Below are 24729 nucleotides of genomic sequence, written 5' to 3'. Positions count from 1 at the left end.
AGATGACGGGACTGGTTGGCCATGCCGGACATCAAGCACTTCGATCCGGACGCGACCCTGGAGACGGTGGTCCGGCTCTTCTGGCGGCAGGGCGTGGCCTCCACCGGCATCCAGGACATCGTGAACGCGACCGGGCTCAACCGCTCCAGCCTGTACGCCACATTCGGCGGCAAGATGCAGCTCTACCGCACCGCCCTCGAACGCTACGCCGACAGCCGCTCGCGGCCCGTCCTCGACCGCCTCGCGGAGGACGAGCGGGGACTGCCCGCCGTCGCCGACTTCTTCACCGGGCTGATCGAGACGCGCTGCTCGGGCGAGTACGCCCAGTGGGGCTGCATGGTCTCCAACGCACACGCGGGCGCCGAGAACGTCGACCCCGATGTACGGGCCCTCCTCGACCGGCAGCACCAGCGCCTGCGCGACGCGCTGCACACGGCACTCCTCAGCGCCCAGGCACACGAGCAACTGGCCCCAGGCGCCGATCCTGCTGCTGCGGCCGAGGTACTGGCGCTGCTCGCACACGGGGTGAACCTGCGATCCCGCGCCGGGGCGGACGCGGGCCGGCTCAGGAAGACAGTGGCCGCCGCCCTCCACGCGATCAGCCGCCCGGCAGCCTGATCGGGCGAGCCGGCGTACCGTCATCCGCCTCGACTCCGGGCTCGGCGCCCCGCTGCGGCGCGTTCCTCACGGCGGGGTGCGGCGAAGCGATCACATGCCAAGGGGCATGTTCACGTGAAGACGAACGCGATCACCCCGGGCCGAGCGTCAATGCGGTCAACTCGCCGTACAAAGTGGCATCAGCGTCGAATCGTTCCAGACGCCGGCTCCGGAAGCCGATCAGGGGATGCCGAGCGGCGTCCAGACAGGCAGCGGACCTGACGTGGTCGTCACGCTGTCCCGGCCCGGCCATGGATGGACCGCCGTCAGACTCGGGCGAGCTCGGCGGCGCCGAATGACACGTCGAAACGGTCGCACCAGATACTCACGCTGCTGTAGCTCGACGGATTCACGTCAGGAGGCAGGGCGTAGTTCTGGCTTCCCTTGTTGCCCTTCAGCTTGCCGAGGCTGACGTACTTCCCGTCGTCGAAGACCTGCCACCCCGCCTTCCCCTGCTTCACCGGCGCGTCGGTCAGCCAGACACGCAGGTCCGGCCCGTTGCTGGTGTCGAGATTCTCCAGCCGGACGACATGGGAGCCGTCTGCCAGCCGTACGAGCTTCACGGTGCCCGAGGTCGCGTGCTCGTGACTGATCAGCTCACCACTCGCCAGCGTCTGCGGACCAGTGGCCGGCGAGGGCGGCGCGGAGGGCTCCTCCGAAGGCGCCGCGGCGGGAGGAGCGGAGGTCTCCGCGACCCCGGGCAGGGCCTCTTGGACGGTCTCGTCCTGCCACAGCTTCCACGGCTGGAACCAGTACAGCCCGAAGCCGACTCCGCCGACCGCCACCACCAGCACCGCGATGACGAACGGCCCGCTCAATACCTTCCGCACACGCCCCATCCCCGCTCACCTTCCGAGAGTTTCCCGTTGCTCTCCCATTCAACGGCACCGAGCGGCAGTCCCGCGCCCCGCAGCTGATGACGGAATTCTTACGTCACACCGTCGGCCACGGGGATCAAGAGCAGTGGGCTTCCGGTCGTGCTCAGCGGTGCTCGGGTCCTCGGTGGACGGGGCCGGCGGTACTGCCATGGCGGACTCCGGGGAAGAGCGCGGACCGGGGCGAGGGGCGGTGCCAGCGGCAGCGTCTCGCGGACATCACGCGCTGTCCCGTCACGACGCACCGGCACACGGTGGGTTCCAGGAGTGCCCGACCGCTCGTCGTGCGCCGGCCACCCGCCTCCCGGATCCTGGAGGCACCACCCGGGCCCCGCGTCCCGGGCGGCCGAGGACAAGGCAGCAGCACCATGACGATCGACGTGTCCGCGGAGCGCGTGATACCGCTCCCACCCGAACAAGTGGCCGAGTACGCCATGGACTGGCGCCATGACCCGGAGTGGACCCAAGGCATCCGCGTCGCGGAGCTGACCCGGAAGGCGGACGGGGGCGGCTTCGGCGTGGGCGCCGAGGTCACCCGGACGGCGTACTTCCTCGGTCGGCGCATCGACTACGTCCTGCGCGTGGCCGCGTACGAGCCGCCCCGCCTGCTGGACATGATCTCGGTGGCCGGCCCGATGCCCATGCACGTCACGTACACCTTCGAGCCGGACCCGCGTGGCACCCTGGCCGGCATCCGCGTCCAAGGCGGCGGGGGTGGCTTCTACCGGCTGGCCGCTCCTGTCCTGGCCCGCCAGGTCCGCTCCTCCATCGGCAAGGACCTGCGTGACCTCGAGCACAGGCTCAGCAGACAGCAGGAGGGACCGCCGTGGCGTACGACCAGGGACTGGCAGAACGGATCAGGCAACGACTGAGCGCTGACCAAGAAGTCACCGAGAAGCGAATGTTCGGGGGGATCGCCTTCCTGCACCGCGGCAACATGGCCGTGGGCGTGAGCGGCGACGATCTCATGGTGCGGGTCGGCCCCGACAACACCGACGCGGCCCTGGCCCGGCCCGGCACACGCGTCTTCGACATGACCGGCCGCCCGATGCGCGGCTGGATCCTCGTCGAGGGGACCGCACTCACGGAGGACGACGTCCTCGACGAGTGGATCGACAAGGGACGCACCTTCGCATCGAGCCTGCCACCCAAATAACCCCGGTAACCCCGGCACGCGCCCGTCTGACAGATCACCTGGGCGGCCACACCATAGGCAGTTCGATCGCATCAGGCGGCGGCGAGGCGGGCGATCGGACAACAACTCGGATTCGGCTTCTCGACGTCACGGCGGGCAGGGGGAGTGGGCGGCGCCCCCTCAGGCGGCGATCGGCAGCCGCTCGCGTCGGCGCCGCACCATCCGGCGTGTCCGCTCGGAGCGCAGGCAGGCGCCAAGGAGAACGGCCAGAGCGGCGGCGCCGTAGGCCCAAGCCTGAAGGGGAAAGCCGGGCAGCAGGCGTCCCGCGAGATACAGGACGGTGCCGGCGAGGGTGACGGTCAGCCATTCCCAGCGGCCGTCCAGGGCGACGAGAGCGACGACGAGCAGTGAGTACCACGGGTAGCTGGGCGAGACCAGCAGCAGAGTCGTGCCGGTCAGCAGCAGGGCGCCTCGCCAGGGGCGCGCGGGGTCGCCGCGGAGAAAGACGTGGAGGGCGATCAGTGCGAGGAGCACAACCACGGCCATTCCGGCGGCGGCATCCGGCACCAGCAACCGCAGCAGGGCGAAGCGTCGTACATGGCCTGGTTCGTAGCCCTCCTCGTGGAGGTATCCGGGCAGGTAGCCGAGGACGCCGGCGCCGGAGGCGGCTACGTAGGGCAGGTAGGCGAGCGCGATCGCGGCCAGGACAGCAGAGAGCAGGCGCGCGATGCCTTTCGGACTGCGCCGGCCGGAGAGGGCGCCGGGCAGAGCCAGGATGGGCAGGAGTTTCACGGCGACGGCTGCGCCCAGCAGCGCGCCGCGGCGGGCGCCGGCGGTGGCGGTTCCGAGGGCGAGGACGGTGAGCAGAACGCCGAGGGTGTCGATGTGGGCGTTGTTGACCGCTTCGAAGGGGACGGCCGGACACCAGGCCCACAGGGCGGCGCGGGCCGGTGCCCGCCGGGGATCGCCGCGACGGCGCAGCACGGCAAAGAGGGCGACTGTGGTGCCGAACGCCAGGACTGCGCCACCGACTTGGAGCGGCTTGTGGCGGCTGTCCGGTGGGGAGACGGCGTGCACGGCGAAGTACCAGCCCTCGGCGACGGGTGGGTAGATGGTCGGGACGGTGGGGCGGTTGATGCGGACGCACAGGCCGCTGGCCATCCGGGTCACCCCCCAGTCCTCGCAGGCGCCATCGCGGGGGAAGAGCCAGTCGTCGCGCAGGTGGTCGAGTTCAGGGGCAGCGGGCGGATGGGCGTAAGGGGAGATGCCGGCGGCCTGGACCCGGCCGTCCCAGGCGTAGCGGAACATGTCGTTGCTGGTGCGAGGTGGGGTGGCGAGCGCGGCCAGCGCGATGGCGGCCGACCCGGCCAGTACAAGACCGGTCGCGGCGCGGGCCGGAATCTTGCGGACCGTCCAGGCAGCCGCGGCGAACAGGGTCCAGGCGACGGCGTAACCGGCCAGCAGCCGGCCGGGGTCGCTCACGTTGTCCCCCGCGCGGAGCGTGTCGACGACTGTTGCCGTGAGTGCGGCAAGCAGGGCCGCGGTGACGGCGACGCGGATACGTGGACGACGGCTGCCGCGGTTCGGCGGTCCTGGAGGCGGCCCTTGCGGGGACTCGGTCGGCCGGGGTCGCGGCGGGTGCGGGATGGCAGTGTCGGTCATGGGCGTGCGGCCTTGTCACAGATGGCGGTGCGGGGCGCGGCGTCGTGCCCGGGCTTCGGGCGGTGGAGTTCGAGGAAGGGGCGGCCACAGGCCGTCCACCGGCCGGTCGGGATCCAGCCGGTGGCGTCTGCGGCGTACAGCAGCGCGGTGGTGCCGATACGGGCCCAGGGGAACGGCCGGCCGTGCCGTCCCTGGCCGTCCTCGACACGGACGGTGAGGCGTTCGTCCACGTCGGTCGGTGCGGCCTCGGCCAGCAGGCGTCCGCCGGGGGCGACCAGTTCTCGCAGCCGGGTGAGCAGGGCGAGCGGGTCGCCGCCGATGCCGACGTTGCCGTCGATCAGCAGGGCGGTGCCCCAGCGGCCTTCCTCCGGCAGGCGGTCGAAGACGGACCGTCGTACGGCGGTACCCCCGTGGCGCCGGGTGCGGGCGACGGCGGCCGGGCTGACGTCCGCGCCCAGCGCCGGTACACCGCGAGCGGCCAGGGCGGCCACCAGGCGTCCCGGCCCGCAGCCGACGTCCAGGACGGGACCGGTGCAGCGCCTCAGCACGCTGGTGTCGGCGGCGTCGGGGGGTGCGCACCAACGCTCGACGTCCAGTGGGAGCAGCTCCTCGCTGAGGCCGTCCGGGCTGTCAGGGGGTGACAGGCGGCGCAGGAACAGGGGGCCGCGGCCGGCGCGAAGGGCGTGGGCATAGGGGTCCTCGGTCCACGGCTCGCCCGGCGCTCCGGGTGCGAGCCGGTCTGCGTGGTGTGCCGGCGTGGGGATCCGGGCCGTGCGCGCCGTCAGGGGGTGCGGCTGTGGTCCCGTTGTGGCCGGCCCGGCCCACTCGGTTACGGCGGTGTCCAGGCCGGTTGCCGTCCCGCTCATCGGGCGACCTCCGCGAGCGAGGCCAGGGCGGCGGCGAAGCGGGATCCGGGGGGACAGCAGGCGGCGACCCGGGCGGCGTCGGCGGCGGTGTCCACATCGCGCAGCACCGGCAGGTCGGCCGCTGTCAGTCCCGCCTCGGTCAGTCGCGACCGCTGGATCGCACCGGTGCGGTCCGTGGACATCGGCACCCCACGGACGACCGACCCGGCTCGCGCCGGATCGGCGAACCCCAGCGCCCAGAAGCCTCCGTCGGCGGCCGGGCCGAACCAGGCGTCGTGACCGTCCCGGCCGACACCGGACAACAGCTCGGGCGTGAGCTGCGGGGTGTCCATGCCGACCAGGAGGGCCGGTCCGTCCTCGCAGTGGGCGAAGGCGGCCGCGATCTGCTCGTCCAGACCGCCCGGCGCCTGCGGTACGACGTCGAAGCCGGGCGGCAGCCAGGGGCCGGGAGTCCCGCGCAGGACGAGGAGGCGGCGCCGGGCAGGGGTCCGCAGCAGGGTGTGGAGGGTGTCGGTGAGGGCGGCTTCGGCCAGCATGGCGGCTTCCTCGGGCGTGTAGGGCGGCGTGAGCCGGGTCTTGACCCGGCCCGGCACCGGCTCCTTCGCGATGACCAGCAGGGTGGCCGCTTCCCGTCCCGTGCGGCTGGCGCTCATCGTCCGCCTCCCGGGACGGTGGTGGCCGTGACCGCCGGTGCCGTGACGGACCGCTCACCGAGGACGGCGCGCATGTCGCGTACCGCCTGCCAGGTGCCGCGCCAGGTGCCGGTCACCTTCGAGCGGCCGGTGCGCGGGTGGTACGGCACATCCGTCTCCGTCACCCGCCAGCCGGCCTCGGCGGCACGGACCACCATCTGCAGCGGGTAGCCGGAGCGCCGGTCGGTCAGGTGCAGGGCCAGCAGTGCTTCGCGGCGGGCGGCGCGCATCGGGCCGAGGTCGTGCAGGCGCAGTCCGGTGCGGCGGCGGATCAGGCGGGCCAGTTCCAGGTTGGCCAGGCGTGCGTGCACCGGCCAGGCGTCCCGCGTGGTGGGCCGCCGTCGGCCCAGAACCAGGTCGGCGCGGTCGTCGAGGACGGGGCCGGCGACCTCGGGCAGAGTTGCGGGGTCGAGGGAGGCGTCGCAGTCACAGAAGCAGACGACGTCGGCGGTGGCGGCGGTCAGGCCCGCGTGGCAGGCGGCACCGAAGCCGCGGCGCGGCTCGTGGACGACGTACGCCCCTAGTTCGCGGGCGAGGTCGGGGGAGCCGTCGGTCGAGCCGTTGTCGACGACGATCGCACGCCAGCCGGCAGGGATCCGGTCCAGGACCCACGGCAGGGCCTCGGCCTCGTCCAGGCAGGGCAGCACCACGTCGACCCGGGAAGGGGTGGAGGGGGATGTCTCGGTCACCCCACTCACCCTACGAACCCGAAAGGGACATAAGGGATTTGGCGATCTTACGGATCGCTGACGTCCGTCGCCGCTCCCGTCGGCAGCCGGACACCGGTGCGAGACTCAGCGATGTGAAACGCGTACTCGTCGTGGACGACGACCCCACCGTCTCCGAGGTCGTCGCCGGCTACCTGAACCGGGCGGGCTTCGCCGTCGACGTGGCCGCCGACGGCCCCACCGCCGTGACCAAGGCCATCGCGCAGCCACCCGACCTGGTGGTGCTGGACCTGATGCTGCCCGGCATGGACGGTCTGGAGGTGTGCCGCCGCATCCGCGAGGACGGCCCGCTGCCGGTGATCATGCTGACCGCGCGGGGCGACGAGGAGGACCGCATCCTCGGTCTGGAGGTCGGAGCCGACGACTACGTCACCAAGCCCTTCAGCCCTCGCGAACTGGTCCTGCGGGTGGAGTCGGTACTGCGCCGCGCCGGGGCGGTGGCGGCCGCGCGGACCGCACCCGCCGGGGCATGGCTGCGGGCGGGGCCGCTCGCCCTGGAGCCCACCGCCCGCCGAGCCACCCGCCACGGCGATGAACTCGCCCTGACCATCCGGGAGTTCGACCTGTTGGAGTTCTTCCTGCGCAACCCCGGGCGGGCCACGAGCCGGGAGGAACTGATGCACAAGGTCTGGGGCTGGGAGTTCGGAGACCTGTCGACCGTGACCGTCCACGTGCGGCGGCTGCGCGGAAAGGTCGAGGACGATCCCGCGCACCCCCGGCTGATCACCACGGTGTGGGGGGTGGGCTACCGCTTCGACGCCCCCGGTACGAACGGAGCCGACGATGCTGCGTGACACCTTCCTGATCGCGCTGTACTCGGCGATCGGCGCAGCCGCCGCCGGACTGCTCGGCACCGCGGCCCTGCGACTGGTGCGCCACCGGTCGGTCACGCTGTCGCTGGCCGTGGTGGCAGCCGTCACGGTCGCGGCGATGCTCGCCGGAACGATGCTGGTGGCCTGGGCGATGTTCCTGTCCGACCACGACCTCTGGGTCGTGACGATGGTGTGCTCCATGGCGGCCGTCGTCTCGCTGGCCGTCGCCCTCGTCCTCGGCCGCAGCGTCGTCAAGGGCAGCCGGGCCCTGGCCAAGGCCACCCGCGCATTCGGCGACGGCGGCAGCTTCACTCCGCCCGCCGCCGCACCTACGGCCGAACTCGCCGCGCTCAGCCGCGAGCTGGCCGCCACGAGTGCGAAACTCGCCGCCTCCCGCGAACGGGAACAGGCCCTCGAAGCCTCCCGCCGCGAACTGGTCGCCTGGATCTCCCATGACCTGCGTACCCCCCTCGCCGGACTGCAGGCGATGGCCGAGGCACTGGAGGACGGCATGGTCGCCGACCCGCGCGTCTACCACGCCCGCATCCGCACGGAGGTCGAGCGGATGAGCGACATGGTCGGCGACCTGTTCGAACTCTCCCGTATCCAGGCCGGTGTCCTCGCCCTGAACACCGCCCGCATCTCGGTGTACGACCTGGTCGGTGACGCCATCGCGGGTGCCGACGCCCTGGCCAGGGAGCACGGCGTACGGCTCGTGGGAGCCGGGGTCGAGCCCGTGCCGATCGAGGTCGACGGCCGCGAGATGTCCCGCGTCCTGGCCAACCTGCTCGTCAACGCCATCCGCCGGACCCCCGCCGACGGCACGGTCGCCGTCTCCGCCCGCCGGGAGGCCGACAGCGTCGTCGTATCCGTGACCGACGGCTGCGGCGGCATCCTGCCCGAGGACCTGCCCCGAGTATTCGACACCGGATGGCGCGGCACCGACGCCCGCACCCCGCCCGCCGGGGCGGGACTGGGTCTGGCGATCGTCCGCGGGATCGTGGAGGCCCACATGGGACGCGCGGCGGTGCACAACGTACCGGGCGGTTGCCGCTTCGAGGTCCACCTTCCCGCGGCCGTTTGAGCGGCCCGCACGAAGGAGGGCCGGCCCAACGGATCAGCGGGCGGCGTGCGGGTCGGTGGCCGCACCGGAAATGTCAGCCCGCCCGCAGCGGTGCCGTCGCGAACTCCGCCATCCCCTCCCCGAAGGAAACCTGCGCCTTCCACCCCAGTTCGTCGCGCAGCCGCTGCGAGGAGGCGGTGATGTGCCGGACGTCTCCGAGCCGGTACTCCCCCGTGACGACCGGCTTCGGACCGCCGTGCGCCGCGGCCAGGGCGGCGGCCATCTCCCCTACGGTGTGCGGCTGCCCGCTGCCCACGTTGTACGCCCGCAACATCCCCTCCGGCAGGTCGTCCACCCCGTCCAGAGCCGTGGCGTTGGCCGCGGCGACGTCCCGGACGTGGACGAAGTCCCTCAGCTGACCGCCGTCCTCGAAGACACGCGGCGCCTCGCCACGCTCCAGCGCGGAACGGAACAGGGAGGCGACGCCCGCGTACGGGGTGTCGCGCGGCATGCCGGGTCCGTACACGTTGTGGTAGCGCAGCGCCGCCACCCGGCCGCCCGTCGCCCGCGCCCACGCGGCGGAGAGATGCTCCTGGGCGAGCTTGGTGGCCGCATACACGTTGCGCGGGTCCGCCGGCGCCTCTTCGGCCACCAGCCCCGGGTGGAGCGGGTCACCGCACTTTGGGCACGGTGGTTCGAAGCAGCCCCCCTCCAGGTCGGCCACCCGGCGCGGCCCCGGCCGCACGACACCGTGCCGGGAGCACTCGTAGCGTCCCTCTCCGTACACGACCATCGAACTCGCCAGCATCAGCCGGCCCACCCCGGCCTGCGCCATCCCCGCCAGGAGCACCGCCGTGCCCAGGTCGTTGCAGCCCACGTAGTCGGGAGCGTCACCGAAGTCCTTGCCCAGCCCGACCATCGCGGCCTGGTGACAGACGGCGTCCACGCCCCGCAGAGCGGCGGCGACCGCTTCCCCGTCGCGGACGTCTGCGTGCCACCAGTCGACCCCGTCCGGGATCGGCGGTGCCGTGCGGTGCGCGGCGGACAGCAGCGCGTCGAGCACGCGCACCTCGTGCCCGGCGCCGGCAAGGGCAGTGACGATGTGCGAGCCGATGAAGCCCGCACCTCCAGTGACCAGGATCAACATGCGGCCGACGTTACGACCGCGCACTCACCCACGGACCCTGCGGCGGGGATTCGTCAGGAGTTCGTAAGGCTTCCCGCCGGGCGCCGCGGCCACCGGACGTCACCGGTCCGGGACGCCACCGCCGGCAGACCGAAGCCCACCGCGATGCTGAGCGCGGGGCGGGCGTCAGGAGGATGTGCCCCGGCCCAGTGGTCGGCCGTCGCGTCCGCCAGATGGCGTGGATGCGTCAGCCCCGCCACTGCAGCGGGGGCGGTTGGCGTCGGAGCTACGAAGGCGGCCGCCGCCGGGTACGGCGGGTCCCCCGAACGGCCAGCAGGAAGGTCGTCACCGTTGCCACGGCCACCATGGCCAGCAGCCAGTTGCGCGGGTAGTCCAGCGGCAGCACCGATGAGTTGGCCGGCTTCCCCGGGCGCAGCAGCACCGGCAGCGCCACCGCGGTCAGGGCGCCCGCGACCAGCAGCGCCCCGCGCACCGGCCCGCGCACACCACCACGTACCAGTACCAGCCCGATGAACAGCACCAGCGGCGCGATCACCGCGTCGTGCAGCAGCACGGCCCCGCCCAGCCAGACCAGCACACCCGCCAGGTCGCGCACGTCCACCAGCAAGGAGGCGCCGACGCCCATCAGCGCCATACCGGCCGCGCCGGTCAGCACGCGTACCGCGCTCACCTTCATGACAGGACCTCCAGCCGGCCGACCCACTTCGTCTGGAGCACCCCGGGCCGGTTCGGGGCGATCAGGCGCAGCGGGTAGCCGTGGTCGGGGGAAAGCTCCTGCCCGTTCAGGCTCAGCGCGAGCAGGGTCAGCGGGTCGCGGGCGTGCTCGTGGCCCATCTCCGAGACCCGGTAGCCGCCCCGGGTCTGCAAGGACACCACCCGCACCCGCGCATGGGGCGGGGCGCCTGCCTGCTCCAGCAGGTCCACGACCCGCACGCCCGTCCAGTGCGCCGACTTGCTCCACCCCTCCACACAGGCGATCGGCAACTCCACCTCGTGCTGCGCCAGAGAACGCAGCTCATCCAGCGTCAGCGTGTACGACCGCGGTCCGGCGACCGTCAGGCGGTAACGCTCGGCGGGAACCAGACCGACCCCGGCCGCGGCGGCGGTCCGGTTGACCGGCAGCCCCTGCGGGCCATGGTCCGGATGGCGCGGCGCGAGCAGAGCGAGATCCTTCAGCGGGGTGAAGGACTGGCCCACGGTGGTCACGGTGACCGCCCCCACCGCCGCGGCCACCGCGGCCAGCAGCGAACGCCGGTCGGCCCGGTCCTCCTCCGGCAGGGCCAGTGTCCCCGGCGAGCGCCGGCCCCAGTGGGCCCGGATCCCGGGTGCCTTGACCGCGATGTGCAGCACCAGCGCCCCGGCCAGCAGCCAGGCCACGGCGTAGTGCACCGGCACGAAGGAGAACGACCACGGATACCACTGGGCGGTGTTCAGCAGGCCGATGGCCACCTCGAAGACGGCCGCCGCCACCAGGACAGCCACCGACAGCCGCTCCAGCGCGTGCCGCACCGAACGCACCGGCGGCCAGACGAACAGCCGCGGATACACCGTCCACAACTTGGCCAGCAGCAGCGGAATCGCCGCGATGCCGGACGCCACGTGCAGCCCCTGCGTGAACCGGTAGCCCCACACCGGACGGCTCGGCAGGTCATCGGCCAGCCACCCCGGCGGATGCTGCATCACATGACTGAGCAGACCGGTGACAAAGCACACCGCGAAGGCGAGGCCGAGCCACCGCCCGATCGAGGTCGCCGTCCGGGCGTCGTGCAGCCTGCCTCGGAATACCGGCGGAAAGAAGCGCTGTTCCATGCCCCCATCCCATCCGCCGCCAGGCCACTTCGGAACGCCCGAGCCCCTTACAGAACACGGACGTATCCCTGGCGCAAAGTCCGGCAGGCGATCGGAAAACGGGCCCGCGGACAGACGCGGACACCGGCCGCGACACCCTGCCCGGCATCGGCCCAAGCCCGCCGGCGAGTTCATCGCACTCACCGGCGGTGACCTGAGCACCTTCGGCAGCGCTGACCACCTCGCCGCCTCCCGCGATCCGCGTCACTTCGAGGTTGTCGAAGGCCGGGCCCCGCTCCTGTCGGTGACCGAGCCAAGGGGGGCGAAGCCCAAGGCGAAACCCGGCATGGTGTACACGCCGCGCGGCCAGAAGAGGTGGCTGTCGACGAAGGACCAGCCGAGGCGAGGAGGACGGCCGTGCCGGGGATGACCCGGATGCCGTGCCGGGGGAACAGCGCGACCGCCGTGGCCAGGACGGCGACGATGAGGGCGTAGGCACTGGTCTGCCCGAGCGCTTACCCCATGTCGTAGAGCGGGCTTTTCAATGGCCCCGGACTGGCTTCCTCGTGGGCATGGCCGACCGTGGTGCCGGCGGTGATGCCGGCGACGGCGTCGAGCCCGGTGTAGAAGGCGGCGTAGGCGAAGGCAGCCACCCAGGCCACCAACGTGGCGCAGCCGGCTGTGCCGCGGCGGGGCCGTTGCCACAGAGGCACCAGGAGCCCGATCGTGAGCAGCGGGAAGACCGGCAGGAGCAGGATGTGCAACCGTTCGTTCGTAAGGCCCCCGGCCGTTGGACAACCGTCACCGAGACGGTGGCCCTGGCAGAGCCGGGCGACCGTTTATTCGATCAAGCCTCGGACACCCCACCTCGTGAAAGCGCGACGCTAGTGACAGGTGTCGCGCCCAAGTGACAACTATCTCGCCCAGTCACAGAGGCCCGCCGGGAGTGGCGCCCTGATCCCCGGTTGTCGGTGCCGCCTGCCACAATTGCCGCGCAACCTCACTGGAGAAGGCGGTACGGGATCGTGACGACACCCGGGTCCAGCGGGACCATGGCAGCAGGGTCCATCGAAGGCAGGATCGCCGAGGAGCTCGGCGTACGGGAGCGGCAGGTGAAGGCCGCCGTGGAGCTGCTGGACGGCGGCTCGACGGTGCCTTTCATCGCCCGCTACCGCAAGGAAGCGACCGAGATGCTCGACGACGCGCAGCTGCGCACGATCGAGGAGCGGCTGCGCTATCTGCGGGAGCTGGAGGAGCGCCGGGCGGCGATCCTGGAGTCCGTGCGCGAGCAGGGCAAGCTGACCGACGAGCTCGAGGCGCGGATCCGGGGCGCCGAGACCAAGGCGCGGCTCGAGGACATCTATCTGCCGTACAAGCCGAAGCGGCGGACGAAGGCGCAGATCGCGCGGGAGGCCGGGCTGGAGCCGCTCGCAGAGGGGCTGCTCGGTGATCCGGGCGTGGCGCCCCTGGCGGCGGCGGCCGCCTTCGTCGACGCCGACAAGGGCGTGGCCGATCCGCAGGCCGCGCTGGACGGCGCGCGGGCGATCCTCACCGAGCGGTTCTCGGAGGACGCCGACCTGATCGGTGAGCTGAGGGAGCGCATGTGGGTGCGCGGGCGGCTCGCCGCGAAGGTGCGGGAGGGCAAGGAGGAGGCGGGCGCGAAGTTCGCCGACTACTTCGACTTCGCCGAGCCGTTCACCGAGCTGCCCTCGCACCGGATCCTGGCGATGCTGCGCGGTGAGAAGGAGGAGGTCCTCGACCTCGTCCTGGAGCCGGAGGAGCCGACCGAGGGACCCTCGTCGTACGAAGGGATCGTCGCCCACCGGTTCGGCATCGCCGACCGGGGCCGCCCCGCCGACAAGTGGCTGACGGACACGGTCCGCTGGGCCTGGCGCACCCGCATCCTCGTGCACCTCGGCATCGATCTGCGCCTGCGGCTGCGTACGGCCGCGGAGGACGAGGCGGTCAACGTGTTCGCGGCGAACCTGCGCGACCTGCTGCTGGCCGCCCCCGCGGGCACGCGCGCGACGCTGGGGCTGGACCCGGGCTTCCGCACGGGCGTGAAGGTCGCCGTGGTCGACGCCACCGGCAAGGTCGTCGCCACGGACGTGATCTACCCGCACGTCCCGGCGAACAAGTGGGACGAGGCGATCGCCAAGCTGGCGCGGCTGGCGAAGGAGCACGCGGTCGAGCTGGTCGCGATCGGCAACGGCACCGCCTCCCGCGAGACCGACAAGCTCGCGGGTGAACTCATCACCCGGCACCCCGAGCTGAAGCTCACCAAGGTGATGGTGTCCGAGGCCGGCGCCTCCGTGTACTCGGCGTCCGCGTTCGCCTCGCAGGAGCTGCCCGACATGGATGTGTCGCTGCGCGGCGCGGTGTCGATCGCGCGCCGGCTCCAGGACCCGCTGGCCGAGCTGGTCAAGATCGACCCGAAGTCGATCGGTGTCGGCCAGTACCAGCACGACCTGTCCGAGGTGAAGCTGTCGCGTTCGCTCGACGCGGTGGTGGAGGACTGTGTGAACGGCGTCGGTGTCGACGTGAACACCGCGTCCGCGCCGCTGCTCGCCCGGGTCTCCGGGATCACCTCCGGTCTCGCGGAGAACATCGTGGCGCACCGCGACGCCAACGGGCCGTTCACCTCCCGCCAGGAGCTGAAGAAGGTGCCGCGGCTCGGCCCGAAGGCGTACGAGCAGTGCGCGGGCTTCCTGCGGATCCGCGGTGGCGTCGACCCGCTGGACGCCTCCAGCGTGCACCCGGAGGCGTACCCGGTGGTGCGGCGGATGGTGAAGACGTCCGGGCAGGAGGTGGCCGCGCTCATCGGCAACACGGCGGTGCTGCGCTCGCTGCGGCCGGACGACTTCGTGGACGAGACGTTCGGTCTGCCGACCGTCACCGACATCCTCAAGGAGCTGGAGAAGCCCGGGCGCGACCCTCGGCCCGCCTTCAGGACGGCCACCTTCAAGGAGGGCGTGGAGAAGATCTCCGACCTGTCTTCCGGGATGATCCTGGAGGGCGTGGTGACGAACGTGGCGGCCTTCGGCGCGTTCGTCGACGTCGGTGTCCACCAGGACGGTCTGGTGCACGTCTCCGCGATGTCGAGGACGTTCGTGAAGGACCCGCGGGACGTGGTCAAGCCCGGTGACATCGTCAGGGTGAAGGTCCTGGACGTCGACATCCCGCGCAAGCGGATCTCGCTGACGCTGCGGCTGGACGACGAGGCGCAGGCCTCCGACGGTGAGCGCAGGCCGCAGCGGGGCGCGCGTCCGCCTCAGCAGCGGCAGCAGCGCCAGGGCGGCGGCTCGCGTCAGGGCGGCGGTTCGCGCCAGGCTCCGGCTCCGGCCAACAGCGCGATGGCCGACGCGTTGCGCAAGGCGGGACTGCTCGATCCCAAGAAGCGCTGAGGTCGTCGGGAACCGCGGATCGGTCGTGGCCGATCCGCGGTTCCCCGTACCTCTTCCGGGGCGCCTACAGTGACGGCATGACCGTGTCGAACGTCATCACCTGGGAAGTCACGGGAAGCAAGGGCTACGAGACCGCGTGGGCCGAGACCGGCGGCGACGCGCTGCGGGCGCGCGGACGGGCGATCGGGACGGTGCCGCGGCCGTACTGGGTGGCGTACGAGCTGGAGACCGCCGACGGGTTCGTGACCCGGCGGCTGTGGGTCACCGTGGAGACGGCCGAACGCACACGCTCGCTCGATCTGCGGCGCGACGGCCGCGGCGGATGGACGGCCGACGGGGAGCGGCTGCCCGGGTTCGAGGGCGCCCTCGACTGCGACCTGGGGCTGTGCCCGCTCACCAACACCATGCCGGTGCTGCGGCACGGCCTGCACCGGGGAGCGGGCGAACGGCGTCTGCTGATGGCCTGGGTGTCGGTGCCGGAGCTCACCGTCCGGCCCTCGTGGCAGACGTACACCTTTCTCGGCCCCGCCGGGCAGGGCGGCGCACGGGTCCGGTTCGGCTCCGGGGCGTTCCGCGCCGACATCGAGTTCGACCGGGACGGGTTCGTCGTCGAATACCCGGGTCTGGCGTCCCGGCTGAGCTGAAACTCCGCGCCGCGCCCGGGAACGGGTGGAGCGGGATGGCCGGACCGCGAGGGCGCTAGCGTTCGGTGACCTTGCCGTCCGCGACCTCCAGGCGGCGGGTGACGTGCACCGCGTCCAGCATGCGCCGGTCGTGGGTGACCAGGAGCAGGGTGCCCTCGTAGGCGTCGAGCGCGGACTCCAGCTGCTCGATGGCGGGCAGGTCGAGGTGGTTGGTCGGCTCGTCGAGGACGAGGAGGTTGACGCCTCTGCCCTGGAGCAGGGCGAGGGCGGCGCGGGTGCGTTCGCCCGGTGACAGGGTCGCCGCCGGACGCAGCACATGGTCCGACTTCAGACCGAACTTGGCCAGCAAGGTGCGCACCTCGACCGGTTCGGTGTCCGGGACGGCCGCGCAGAACGCGTCGAGCAGGGCCTCGGAGCCGTGGAACAGCTTGCGGGCCTGGTCGACCTCGCCGACCAGGACGCCCGAGCCGAGGGCGGCGTGTCCGGCGTCCAGCGGGACCCGGCCCAGCAGCGCGCCGAGCAGCGTCGACTTGCCGGAGCCGTTCGCGCCGGTCACCGCGACCCGGTCCGCCCAGTCGATCTGGAGGGACACCGGGCCGAGGGCGAAGTCGCCGCGCCGTACCTCGGCGTCCCGCAGGGTCGCCACGACCGCGCCGGAGCGCGGGGCGGCCGCGATCTCCATGCGCAGCTCCCACTCCTTGCGGGGCTCCTCTACGACTTCCAGGCGTTCGATCATGCGCTGGGTCTGGCGCGCTTTCGCGGCCTGCTTCTCGCTGGCCTCGCTGCGGAACTTGCGGCCGATCTTGTCGTTGTCGTTGCCCGCCTTGCGGCGCGCGTTCTTCACGCCCTTGTCCATCCAGGCGCGCTGCGTCTGCGCGCGCTCCTGCAGGGCGGCCCGCTTGTCGGCGTACTCCTCGAAGTCCTCCCGGGCGTGCCGGCGGGCCACGTCGCGTTCCTCCAGGTAGGCGTCGTAGCCGCCGCCGTAGAGGTTGATCTGCCGCTGGGCGAGGTCGAGTTCGAGGACCTTGGTGACGGTGCGGGTGAGGAACTCGCGGTCGTGGCTGACGACGACCGTGCCGGCGCGCAGGCCGGTCACGAAGCGTTCGAGGCGCTCCAGGCCGTCGAGGTCGAGGTCGTTGGTGGGCTCGTCGAGCAGGAAGACGTCGTAGCGGGAGAGCAGCAGGGAGGCGAGGCCGGCGCGGGCGGCCTGACCGCCGGAGAGGGAGGTCATCGGCTGGTCGAGGTCCACGCCGAGGCCGAGGGAGCCGGCGACTTCCTCCGCGCGCTCGTCGAGGTCCGCGCCGCCCAGGCCCAGCCAGCGCTCCAGGCTCGTCGCGTAGGCGTCGTCGGCGCCCGGCGCCCCGTCGACCAGGGCCTGCGTGGCCTCGTCCATCGCGCGCTGCGCCTCGGCGACGCCGGTGCGGCGGGCGAGGAACGCCCGCACGCTCTCGCCCGGGCGCCGCTCCGGCTCCTGCGGCAGGTGGCCGACGGTCGCGGTCGGCGGGGACAGCCGCAGCTCGCCCTGCTCGGGCGCGGTGAGTCCGGCGAGCAGCCTCAGCAGGGTGGACTTGCCCGCGCCGTTGGCTCCGACCAGCCCGATCACGTCTCCGGGGGCCACGACGAGGTCGAGCCCGGAGAAGAGGGAGCGGTCACCGTGCCCGGCGGCGAGGTTCTTGGCGACGAGAGTGGCGGTCACAGACCGTGGATCCTAGTCGGCGAGCGCCGCCCGGGTCGCACCGGTTCGGTTCCGGGCGCCCGTCGGTTACGGTCCGGACGTGAGCACTCAGCGGAACGGCGAGGTCGTCGTGGTCGGGGGCGGGGTCATCGGGCTGGCGACGGCGGTCGTCCTCGCCGAGCGGGGCCGCCGGGTGCGGGTGTGGACGCGCGACCCGGCGGAGCGGACCACCTCCGCGGTCGCCGGGGCGCTGTGGTGGCCGTACCACGTCGAGCCGCTCGTGTCGGCGCGCGCGTGGGCGCTGCGCTCGCTTGAGGTGTACGAGGCGCTGGCCGAGCGGCCCGAGGAGACCGGGGTGCGCCTGGTCGAGGGCGTCATGGGCGGGACGGACCCGGCCGAGGTGGAGAGCTGGACGGCCGGCCGGCTGGCCGGACTGCGCCGGGCCACGGCGCGGGAGTACGGGGGCGCCGGGACCGGTGTGTGGGCGCGGCTGCCGCTGATCGACATGGCGGTTCATCTGCCGTGGCTGCGCCGGCGGCTGTTGCGCGCGGGCGGCACGATCGAGGAGCGGACCGTCTCCGCTCTGGCGGAGGCCGACGCCGCGGTCGTGGTGAACTGTGCGGGGCTGGGCGCCCGTGAGCTGGCCTCGGACCCCTCGGTACGGCCGCAGCGCGGGCAGTTGGTCGTGGTGGAGAACCCGGGCATCCGCACCTGGCTGGTGGACACCACCTCCGGCGGTGAACCGGCCTACCTCTTCCCGCAGCCGGGGCGGTTGCTGCTCGGCGGGACCGCGCAGGACGACACGTGGTCGCTGGAGCCGGACCCGGCGGTGGCCGAGGGGATCGTGCGGCGGTGCGCCGCGCTGCGGCCGGAGGTCGCCGGGGCACGGATCCTGGAGCACCGGGTGGGACTGCGGCCCGTGCGTCCGGCGGTGCGGCTGGAGCGGGAGGTGATGCCGGACGGGCGGCTGCTGGTGCACCACTACGGGCACGGCGGTGGCGGGGTGACCGTGGCGTGGGGGTGCGCGGAGGAGGCGGCCGGGCTGGCCGCCCCCTCCTGAGGGCCTAAGGGATCCGTCGGGGGTGCGTGGGTGCCCGGACCCCGTCGAGGAGCGTGGCCGCCGGTGCCGGGGCGGGGTCTGCGGCCGTGGCGCGGGCGAACGCCGAGGCGCCGCCGACGAACGGGACGCGGGCCGAGGTACGGGACAGGTCGAGGGTCAGCGTGGGCCGGCTGGACGGCGGGTCGATGAGGCCCTTGTCCGTGCCCGCGACGATCAGGGCGAGGCGGTGTCCTGCCGGGACGACGTGGTCGGTGGCGCCCAGGTCGAGGGTGATGGTGTAGGCCCTGCCCGGGGTGAGCGGCCGGCCTTTTCCGGGGTCGGCGTGGGTGCCCAGGTCGGCCCAGCCGCGGCTGACCACGGTGTGGTCGACGTCGGTGGTCCTGGCCCGCGTCTCCTTGAAGCAGGCGCTGTCGCCGGGCGTGCTCGCGCCCCAGCAGGTGCCCTCGGTGAGGGTGGTGATGCCCTCGCCGCTCGCCGCGTAGTCGCGGATGGTGTCGGGGCCGAGGTCGACGAGCACCGCGGAGAGATGGGCCGTGGTGGTGGTCGGGGTGGCCGTCACGGTGACCCGGGAGGAGCCGGACAGGCGGAGGTCCTCGGTGAGGGGTCCGGTGGTGAAGCCGGCCTTGTCGGGTGTCGGCGTGTCGATCCGGGCGGCCCAGTCGGTCTCGCTCAGTGCCGGGTCGTCGGTGAAGGTCTCGGTGCCCCGGGCGGGGGTCAGGCCGAGCGTGCCCAGGCCCGGCTGGGTGCCCCGGGCGGGGCGCAGGGTCGTGGTGGACGTGCCGCGCGGCGGCCAGGTCTTCGAGGTGACCCACTGGTCGGGGTGGCGTTCGATGTCGGCCATGGGTTCGCGGTCGATGCCGTTGTCGTAGCCGAGGAGTTCGTGGTCGAACCAGCGGTGCAGGGTCCGCACCCAGGTGGCGCGGCGGAAGTCGAAGGGGTCGACGTGGCCGGTCTGGGAGAGCCAGATCTTGCGGGGGACGCCGTTCTTCGCGAGGGCGTCCCACCACGGGCCGACGTGCTGCATACGGACGTTGAGGTCCTGCATGCCGTGGACGAGGAAGACGCTCGCCTTCACCTTGCTCGCGGCCTCGACGTAGTCGCGTTCGGTCCACAGGCCGGTCCAGTCGCCGGTGCGCGGGGCGCCATCGACCAGTTTCCGCTGGACCGCGGCGCACTTGGCGCGGGCGTCGGGGCTGTTCACGCGGTTCGAGAGCCAGTCGGGACCGGAGTCGTACAGCGGGGCGCCCCGGGAGAAGTAGTAGTCGTACCAGGAAGAGATGGCGCTGATCGGGACGATGGTCCGCAGGCCCCGCACGCCGGTGGCGGCGACGCCGTTGGCCACCGTGCCGTCCCAGCTCTTGCCGATCATTCCGGTCCGGCCGTTGGTCCAGTCCGCCTCGGCGGTGGTGCCGCCGGTGCGGGTGGTGTACGCGGTGGCGCGGCCGTTGAGCCAGTCGACGACGGCTTTCGCGGAGAGGACGTCGGAGCGGCCGCCGACGTCGACACAGCCGTCGGAGCGGTTGGTGCCGGCGAGGTCGACGCCGACGACGGCGTAGCCGCGCGGCACGAAGTAGTTGTCGTAGAACAGCGGCATCTGCACGACGTCGCCGGCGGCGTCGTACGTCTTGCGCTGCCCCTCGTTGCCGCGTCCGCAGCAGGAGTAGTACGGGCTGGCGTCCATGATGACGGGCACCTTGCGGCCGCTCTCGGCGAGTTCACGGGGGCGGACGATGTCGACGGCGACCCGGTCGGTACGGCCGTCGCCGTCGCCGTCGAGGCCGGTGTCCACCCAGACGGCCTCGCGGATGGCGTTCTCGTACGAGTGGACGGGCTTGCTCTCACGTGGCGTGGCGTGAGCCGCCGCCGGGGTGAGGAGGGCGGCCGTCAGGGCGGTGACGGCGGTGGTCGCGAGCGGTCTCCAGATCGTCGAGCGCGTGCGTTTCGGCATGCGCGGGACGGTACAGGCGTCAACTCACGTGCAGAAGAGGGCGATTGCGCGGCCACTGTGGCCGGATCACGTCCATGGAAAGGGTTCGGTCATGACGGCCGAATGGCGATCGTGTGACAGCTGTGGCGGTGGGCAGGTCCTGGGGCACAGGGAGTCAATAGGCTCCGAACCGACTTCAGCGCCTACGACTTGGAGCTTTCGTGCACCGCAGATTCATCGCGCCGGGCGCGGTGGCCGCCGCGTCCGTCCTGCTGGCGATCCCGGCGTCGGCCGCGAGCGTCTCCCCCGGCGCCCCGGGCATCGGCGACCCCTACTACCCGGCCTACGGCAACGGCGGATACGACGTCTCCCACTACGACCTGCGGCTGAAGTACCAGCCGGCCACCGACCGGCTGGAGGGTACGGCGACGCTGCTGGCCCGCACCACGCAGGACCTGTCGCGGTTCAACCTGGACTTCCTGCTCGACGTCAGCGAGGTGCGGGTCGACGGCGCCAAGGCCGCGTTCACCACGTCCGGCGAGCACGAGCTGGAGATCACGCCGAAGACGCCGCTGGCCAAGGGCACGGCGATCACCGTCGTGGTGCGCTACAGCGGGGTGCCGTCGTCGAAGAAGGCGTACGGCTTCACCAGTTGGCTGCGCACCCCGGACGGCGGGGTCGCCGCCAACGAACCCGAGGCGGCCTGGTGGTGGTTCCCCAGCAACGACCACCCGCTGGACAAGGCCACCTACGACGTGTCGGTGCAGGTGCCGGACGGCAGCCAGGCCATCTCCAACGGCACGCTCCAGTCGACGAGTTCACGGGCCGGCTGGACCCGTTTCAGCTGGCGCTCCAACAAGCCGCAGGCGACCTATCTGGCCACGCTCGCGGTCGGGAAGTTCGACATCACGACGGGCCGGACCGAGAGCGGCATCCCGGTCGTCAACGCCTACAGCAAGGACCTCGGCGACCACGCGGGCGCGGCACGGGCCAGCATCGAGCGGACCGGCGAGATCGCCGAATGGCTGACCGAGTACTTCGGGCCCTACCCCTACAACGCGCTCGGCGGGTACGTGCCGAACGTGACGACGGGGTACGCGCTGGAGACGCAGACCCGGCCCTTCTACAGCCCGCGGCAGTTCGCGAACGGTTCCAACACGTCCGTGGTCGTGCACGAGCTGGCCCACCAGTGGTACGGCGACCTGGTGTCCGTCGCCGGGTGGAGGGACATCTGGATCAACGAGGGCTTCGCGCGGTACGCGCAGTGGCTGTGGTCCGAGCACGAGGGCGAGGGCACGGCGCAGGAGATCGCGGACTACGTGTACGCCTCGCGCCCGGCGGACGACCCGTTCTGGACGGTGAGGCCCGGCGACCCGGGCCCGGAGAACCAGTTCCACCTGGCGGTGTACGACCGGGGCGCGCTGGCCCTCCAGGCGCTGCGCAACGAGATCGGTGACGAGGCGTTCTTCGCGATACTGAAGGGCTGGCCCCAGAAGTACGCGCACGGCAACGCGACCGTCGCCGACTTCCAGCGGTACGCGGAGGAGGTGTCCGGGAAGTCGCTGGGCGCGCTGCTCGACACCTGGCTGTACCAGCCGTCGAAGCCGTCGGCCCCCGCGGCGGCCGAAGCCTCCGTCGCCCGCTCCAGGACGGCGGCCGCGCAGCAGCCGAAGTCGTGGAAGAAGATCGCGGCGACGAACGGTGTGCACGAACACGAGCACGACGCGCACGACGCTCAGGAGCAGGACGCGCAGGAGCACGAGCACGAGCACTGAGCCCACGCCCCGCTGCCGCGCCGTCGCGCCCCCGGGACTCCCGTCCGGTCCGCGGCCCGCACGGCGGCACCTCGTGAAGGAGCGGTCCTGACGGCGGCGGTCACGGCCGGCTAGCGCGGCGCCGTCGCCTCCACGGCGGCGACGCCCGCCAGGAGTTCGTCGTCTGTCAGGGCCGCGCTGCGCGTGGACGGCACCGTGCAGGCGTGGGCGCCGGCCACCGTGCCGTACACGGCGCAGCGCAGCGCGGGTTCGCCGGTGAGGCGGCCGTAGAGGAAGGCGGCGGCGAAGGCGTCGCCCGCGCCGTTGGAGTCGACCACCGGCCCGGGCGGCACGGCGGGCGGGACGTGGGTCAGCTCGCCGTCGGCCAGGAGGTACGCGCCTTCGGCGCCGGCCGTGACGACGACGATCTCGGCGCGGCCGTGACGGGCGATGCGGCGCGCGGTCGCCTCGGGGTCGGTGAGGGCGGTCGCGGAGAGGAGGACGACGTCCGCGGCGTACGCGAAGGCCTCGTGGTAGGGGTTCTCGCCGTCCCAGTTGTGCAGGTCGGTGGAGAGGGTCACGCCGGCCTCGGCGAGCACGGGCAGGGCGTGGGCGCAGGGGTGGGTGATGGACACGTGCGCGTGGCGGCTCCGTGCGGCCAGGGCCCGCAGGGTGTCCTCCGGGAAGCGGTCGTCCGGGTGGGCGCGGCTCGTGTCGTACAGGGACAGGCGCCGGCCGTCGGGGCCGACCAGGTTGACCGCGCGCTTGGTGCCGGCGGGCTGCGGGATCTCCGTGAGGGCGATGCCGTGGTCGCGGTGCAGGGCGCGGACCAGGTCGCCCTCGGGGTCGTCGCCGACGAAGTCCAGGTGGTGGGTGCGCAGGCCGAGCGCGCTGAGCCCCAGGGCCATGAAGTCCCCGGTCTGTCCCGCGCGGGGGCGGATCCCGCTGTCGATCATGTAGCTGTCGGCGTACGGAAGCGGCAGCTCGGGGACGTACACGATGGTGTCCACGCCCGCGCCGCCCAGCACCAGGACGTCGATGTCACGGCTCAACTCCGGCCCTCCCCATGGTCGTGGACCGTGACCGCGATCCCGCTTGCCGAGCCGCTCGATGACGAGCGGCTCGATCCGGGACCACTTGCCGCCGGCCGGGCCGCAGCTTATCGCTCCGCTGGATGGAGCCGGTTCGTGCTGCGCCGGTGCGGCGGGCGGTCGCTCCGTTGTTCCGGCGCCGGTACTGGCGCCGGGGGCCTTCGATCGTGGGTGTGCACCGGTCGTGGGTGGCTGGTCGCGCGGATGCCCCGCGCCCCTTCGGGGCGCGGGGCATCACCGCACCGCAGAGGCCCCGTCTGCTACTTCGTGAGGCCGGCGGGCTGCTGGTCCGCGCTCGCCGCCCGGCGGCGGACGGCGAACCAGCCGCCGACGAGGGCGGCGGCGATCACCGGGATGAGGAGGAGGGTCTTGCGGCCGACCTCGGGGTCGTTCCACATCATGCCGAGGCAGACCAGCAGGAAGGCGATCGTGGCGACCTCCGTGACCGGGGTGCCGGGGAGGCGGAAGGAGGGTCGGGCGAGGAGGCCCGCCTTGGCGCGGCGGACGAAGACCAGGTGGCAGACCATGATGATCACCCAGGTGCTGATGATGCCGAGGGAGGCGACGTTCAGCACGATCTCGAAGGCCTGGTCCGGCATGAGGAAGTTCAGGCCGACGCCGAGGACGCAGACCCCGCAGGTCAGCAGGATGCCGCCGTAGGGGACCTGGCTGCGGTTCATGCGGGCGGTGAACTTCGGGGCGGAGCCCGCCATGGCCATGGAGCGCAGGATGCGGCCGGTGGAGTACAGGCCGGAGTTCAGGGACGACATGGCGGCGGTGAGGACGACCAGGTTCATCACGTCGCCGGCGCCGGAGACGCCGATCTTCGACAGGACGGTGACGAAGGGGCTCTCGTCGGCCGAGTAGACCGAGCCGGGCAGCAGGAGGGCGAGCAGGACGACCGAGCCGACGTAGAAGAGGCCCACGCGCCACATGATCGAGTTCACCGCGCGCGGGACGACCTTGTGCGGTTCGGCGGTCTCGCCCGCGGCGACGCCGACCAGCTCCAGGGCGGCGTACGCGAAGATCACGCCCTGCATGACGAGGACGACGGGCATCAGGCCGTGCGGGAAGACGCCGCCGTTGTCGGTGATCACATGCAGGCCGGGCGTCCCGCCGCCGACCTCGTGCTGGGTGGCGAGCAGGAAAATGCCGACGCACATGAAGGCGACGAGGGTGGCGACCTTGACGATCGCGAACCAGAACTCCATCTCGCCGAAGATCTTCACCGAGATGAGGTTCACGGCCAGCACCACGGCGAGCGCGATCAGCGCGAGCACCCACTGGGGAATGCTCGTGAACATGCTCCAGTAGTGCGTGTACAGCGCGATGGCGGTGATGTCGGCGATGCCGGTCGTCGACCAGTTCAGGAAGTACATCCAGCCGGCGACATAGGCGCCCTTCTCGCCGAGGAACTCGCGCGCGTACGACACGAACGACCCGGACGACGGCCGGTACAGGACCAGCTCGCCGAGGGCTCGGACGACGAAGAAGGCGAAGACGCCACAGACGAGGTAGGCGAGCGCGAGCGCCGGTCCCGCGTTGTGCAGGCGCCCTCCCGCGCCCAGGAAGAGGCCGGTGCCGATGGCACCGCCGATGGCGATCATGTTGACGTGGCGGTGCTTGAGGCCCTTGCTGTAGCCGGCGTCGCCCGCGTCCGCGGGCATCGCGGTCGCCTGGGGGTGGGCGGCGACCTCGGCCGTGTGCACGGTGTCCTTGCTCACGGGTGGTTCCACTCTCTGGTGCGCC

23 protein-coding genes are annotated in these 24729 nt (G+C 72.4%); 9 read left to right on the top strand and 14 right to left on the bottom strand.

What is annotated here, in order from left to right; translation table 11 throughout:
- Positions 1–21: 21 nt before the first annotated feature.
- Positions 22–618: a TetR/AcrR family transcriptional regulator gene (locus ALMP_RS43955; RefSeq protein ID WP_264937689.1), complete on the top strand. Its 597-nt coding sequence runs from the start codon at positions 22–24 to the stop codon at positions 616–618.
- A 130-nt stretch (positions 619–748) separates the two neighbouring features.
- On the opposite strand, the gene ALMP_RS44600 is transcribed toward ALMP_RS43955, so the two are convergent.
- Positions 749–910, bottom strand: coding sequence for a YceI family protein (locus ALMP_RS44600; protein ID WP_375803631.1), 162 nt, complete (start codon positions 908–910; stop codon positions 749–751).
- A gap of 13 nt (positions 911–923) precedes the next feature.
- A complete protein-coding gene (locus tag ALMP_RS43950) occupies positions 924–1496 on the bottom strand; it encodes a DM13 domain-containing protein (protein WP_264937688.1) in 573 nt (190 codons plus the stop codon).
- A gap of 404 nt (positions 1497–1900) precedes the next feature.
- Here ALMP_RS43950 and ALMP_RS43945 point away from each other — a divergent pair, with 404 nt between their 5' ends.
- Entirely contained in the window at positions 1901–2404 is a 504-nt protein-coding gene (locus tag ALMP_RS43945; RefSeq protein WP_264937687.1) for an SRPBCC family protein, read from the top strand.
- The gene (locus tag ALMP_RS43940) at positions 2359–2688 is read left to right on the top strand and encodes a TfoX/Sxy family protein (protein WP_264937686.1); all 330 of its coding nucleotides are present in this window, start codon (positions 2359–2361) and stop codon (positions 2686–2688) included. Before ALMP_RS43945 ends, ALMP_RS43940 begins: the two co-directional genes overlap by 46 nt.
- Positions 2689–2847: 159 nt before the next feature.
- Here the strand turns inward: ALMP_RS43940 and ALMP_RS43935 are convergent, their stop codons facing one another.
- The 4 genes from ALMP_RS43935 to ALMP_RS43920 form a co-directional block, all read right to left on the bottom strand.
- The gene (locus ALMP_RS43935; protein ID WP_309299627.1) at positions 2848–4149 is read right to left on the bottom strand and encodes a glycosyltransferase family 87 protein; all 1302 of its coding nucleotides are present in this window, start codon (positions 4147–4149) and stop codon (positions 2848–2850) included.
- Positions 4150–4325: 176 nt separating this feature from the next.
- Positions 4326–5195 carry a bifunctional 2-polyprenyl-6-hydroxyphenol methylase/3-demethylubiquinol 3-O-methyltransferase UbiG gene (locus ALMP_RS43930; RefSeq protein WP_264937684.1) on the bottom strand — a complete coding sequence of 290 codons (870 nt, stop codon included), beginning with the start codon at positions 5193–5195 and terminating at the stop codon, positions 4326–4328.
- On the bottom strand, positions 5192–5848 hold the full coding sequence (locus ALMP_RS43925; RefSeq protein ID WP_264937683.1) for a DUF2064 domain-containing protein: 657 nt from the start codon (positions 5846–5848) through the stop codon (positions 5192–5194). Before ALMP_RS43925 ends, ALMP_RS43930 begins: the two co-directional genes overlap by 4 nt.
- Complete coding sequence (locus ALMP_RS43920; protein WP_264937682.1) at positions 5845–6576, bottom strand: glycosyltransferase family 2 protein; 732 nt, start codon at positions 6574–6576, stop codon at positions 5845–5847. The genes ALMP_RS43925 and ALMP_RS43920 overlap by 4 nt, the downstream gene beginning before the upstream one ends.
- Before the next feature lie 113 nt (positions 6577–6689).
- Between ALMP_RS43920 and ALMP_RS43915 the strand changes: the two genes are divergently transcribed.
- Both ALMP_RS43915 and ALMP_RS43910 read left to right on the top strand, forming a co-directional pair.
- A complete protein-coding gene (locus tag ALMP_RS43915) occupies positions 6690–7409 on the top strand; it encodes a response regulator transcription factor (RefSeq protein ID WP_264937681.1) in 720 nt (239 codons plus the stop codon).
- Positions 7399–8511 carry a sensor histidine kinase KdpD gene (locus tag ALMP_RS43910; protein WP_264937680.1) on the top strand — a complete coding sequence of 371 codons (1113 nt, stop codon included), beginning with the start codon at positions 7399–7401 and terminating at the stop codon, positions 8509–8511. Before ALMP_RS43915 ends, ALMP_RS43910 begins: the two co-directional genes overlap by 11 nt.
- Before the next feature lie 73 nt (positions 8512–8584).
- On the opposite strand, the gene ALMP_RS43905 is transcribed toward ALMP_RS43910, so the two are convergent.
- From ALMP_RS43905 to ALMP_RS43890, 4 genes are all read right to left on the bottom strand, one after another.
- Complete coding sequence (locus tag ALMP_RS43905; protein ID WP_264937679.1) at positions 8585–9637, bottom strand: NAD(P)-dependent oxidoreductase; 1053 nt, start codon at positions 9635–9637, stop codon at positions 8585–8587.
- A 265-nt stretch (positions 9638–9902) separates the two neighbouring features.
- Positions 9903–10313 carry a hypothetical protein gene (locus ALMP_RS43900; protein ID WP_264937678.1) on the bottom strand — a complete coding sequence of 137 codons (411 nt, stop codon included), beginning with the start codon at positions 10311–10313 and terminating at the stop codon, positions 9903–9905.
- Entirely contained in the window at positions 10310–11446 is a 1137-nt protein-coding gene (locus ALMP_RS43895) for a molybdopterin-dependent oxidoreductase (protein ID WP_264937677.1), read from the bottom strand. Before ALMP_RS43895 ends, ALMP_RS43900 begins: the two co-directional genes overlap by 4 nt.
- Before the next feature lie 494 nt (positions 11447–11940).
- A complete protein-coding gene (locus tag ALMP_RS43890; protein WP_264937676.1) occupies positions 11941–12189 on the bottom strand; it encodes a hypothetical protein in 249 nt (82 codons plus the stop codon).
- Between the two features lie 261 nt (positions 12190–12450).
- Here ALMP_RS43890 and ALMP_RS43885 point away from each other — a divergent pair, with 261 nt between their 5' ends.
- The gene (locus ALMP_RS43885) at positions 12451–14829 is read left to right on the top strand and encodes a Tex family protein (RefSeq protein ID WP_309299626.1); all 2379 of its coding nucleotides are present in this window, start codon (positions 12451–12453) and stop codon (positions 14827–14829) included.
- A 77-nt stretch (positions 14830–14906) separates the two neighbouring features.
- Positions 14907–15473, top strand: a complete 567-nt coding sequence (locus tag ALMP_RS43880) for a putative glycolipid-binding domain-containing protein (protein WP_264937674.1) — start codon at positions 14907–14909, stop codon at positions 15471–15473.
- A 55-nt stretch (positions 15474–15528) separates the two neighbouring features.
- Here ALMP_RS43880 and ALMP_RS43875 read toward each other — a convergent pair whose 3' ends face one another.
- Positions 15529–17169, bottom strand: coding sequence for an ABC-F family ATP-binding cassette domain-containing protein (locus ALMP_RS43875; protein ID WP_264937672.1), 1641 nt, complete (start codon positions 17167–17169; stop codon positions 15529–15531).
- Between the two features lie 79 nt (positions 17170–17248).
- Between ALMP_RS43875 and ALMP_RS43870 the strand changes: the two genes are divergently transcribed.
- Positions 17249–18208 (top strand): FAD-dependent oxidoreductase, encoded by a 960-nt coding sequence (locus tag ALMP_RS43870; RefSeq protein ID WP_264937671.1) that lies wholly within the window; start codon positions 17249–17251, stop codon positions 18206–18208.
- Positions 18209–18212: 4 nt separating this feature from the next.
- On the opposite strand, the gene ALMP_RS43865 is transcribed toward ALMP_RS43870, so the two are convergent.
- The gene (locus ALMP_RS43865) at positions 18213–20156 is read right to left on the bottom strand and encodes a Xaa-Pro dipeptidyl-peptidase (RefSeq protein ID WP_264937670.1); all 1944 of its coding nucleotides are present in this window, start codon (positions 20154–20156) and stop codon (positions 18213–18215) included.
- A gap of 200 nt (positions 20157–20356) precedes the next feature.
- On the opposite strand from ALMP_RS43865, the gene ALMP_RS43860 reads away from it, so the two are divergent.
- The gene (locus tag ALMP_RS43860; protein WP_264937669.1) at positions 20357–21910 is read left to right on the top strand and encodes a M1 family metallopeptidase; all 1554 of its coding nucleotides are present in this window, start codon (positions 20357–20359) and stop codon (positions 21908–21910) included.
- Between the two features lie 110 nt (positions 21911–22020).
- Here ALMP_RS43860 and ALMP_RS43855 read toward each other — a convergent pair whose 3' ends face one another.
- Together ALMP_RS43855 and ALMP_RS43850 are read right to left on the bottom strand one after the other, a co-directional pair.
- Positions 22021–22941 (bottom strand): PfkB family carbohydrate kinase, encoded by a 921-nt coding sequence (locus ALMP_RS43855; RefSeq protein ID WP_264937668.1) that lies wholly within the window; start codon positions 22939–22941, stop codon positions 22021–22023.
- A 299-nt stretch (positions 22942–23240) separates the two neighbouring features.
- On the bottom strand, positions 23241–24704 hold the full coding sequence (locus tag ALMP_RS43850) for an amino acid permease (RefSeq protein ID WP_264937667.1): 1464 nt from the start codon (positions 24702–24704) through the stop codon (positions 23241–23243).
- Between the last annotated feature and the right edge of the window lie 25 nt (positions 24705–24729).

The sequence above is a fragment of the Streptomyces sp. A012304 genome (assembly GCF_026008495.1).
Lineage (GTDB): Bacteria > Actinomycetota > Actinomycetes > Streptomycetales > Streptomycetaceae > Streptomyces.
Note: the sequence above shows the minus strand (reverse complement) of the source record. Positions and strands in the feature narration are given on the sequence as shown.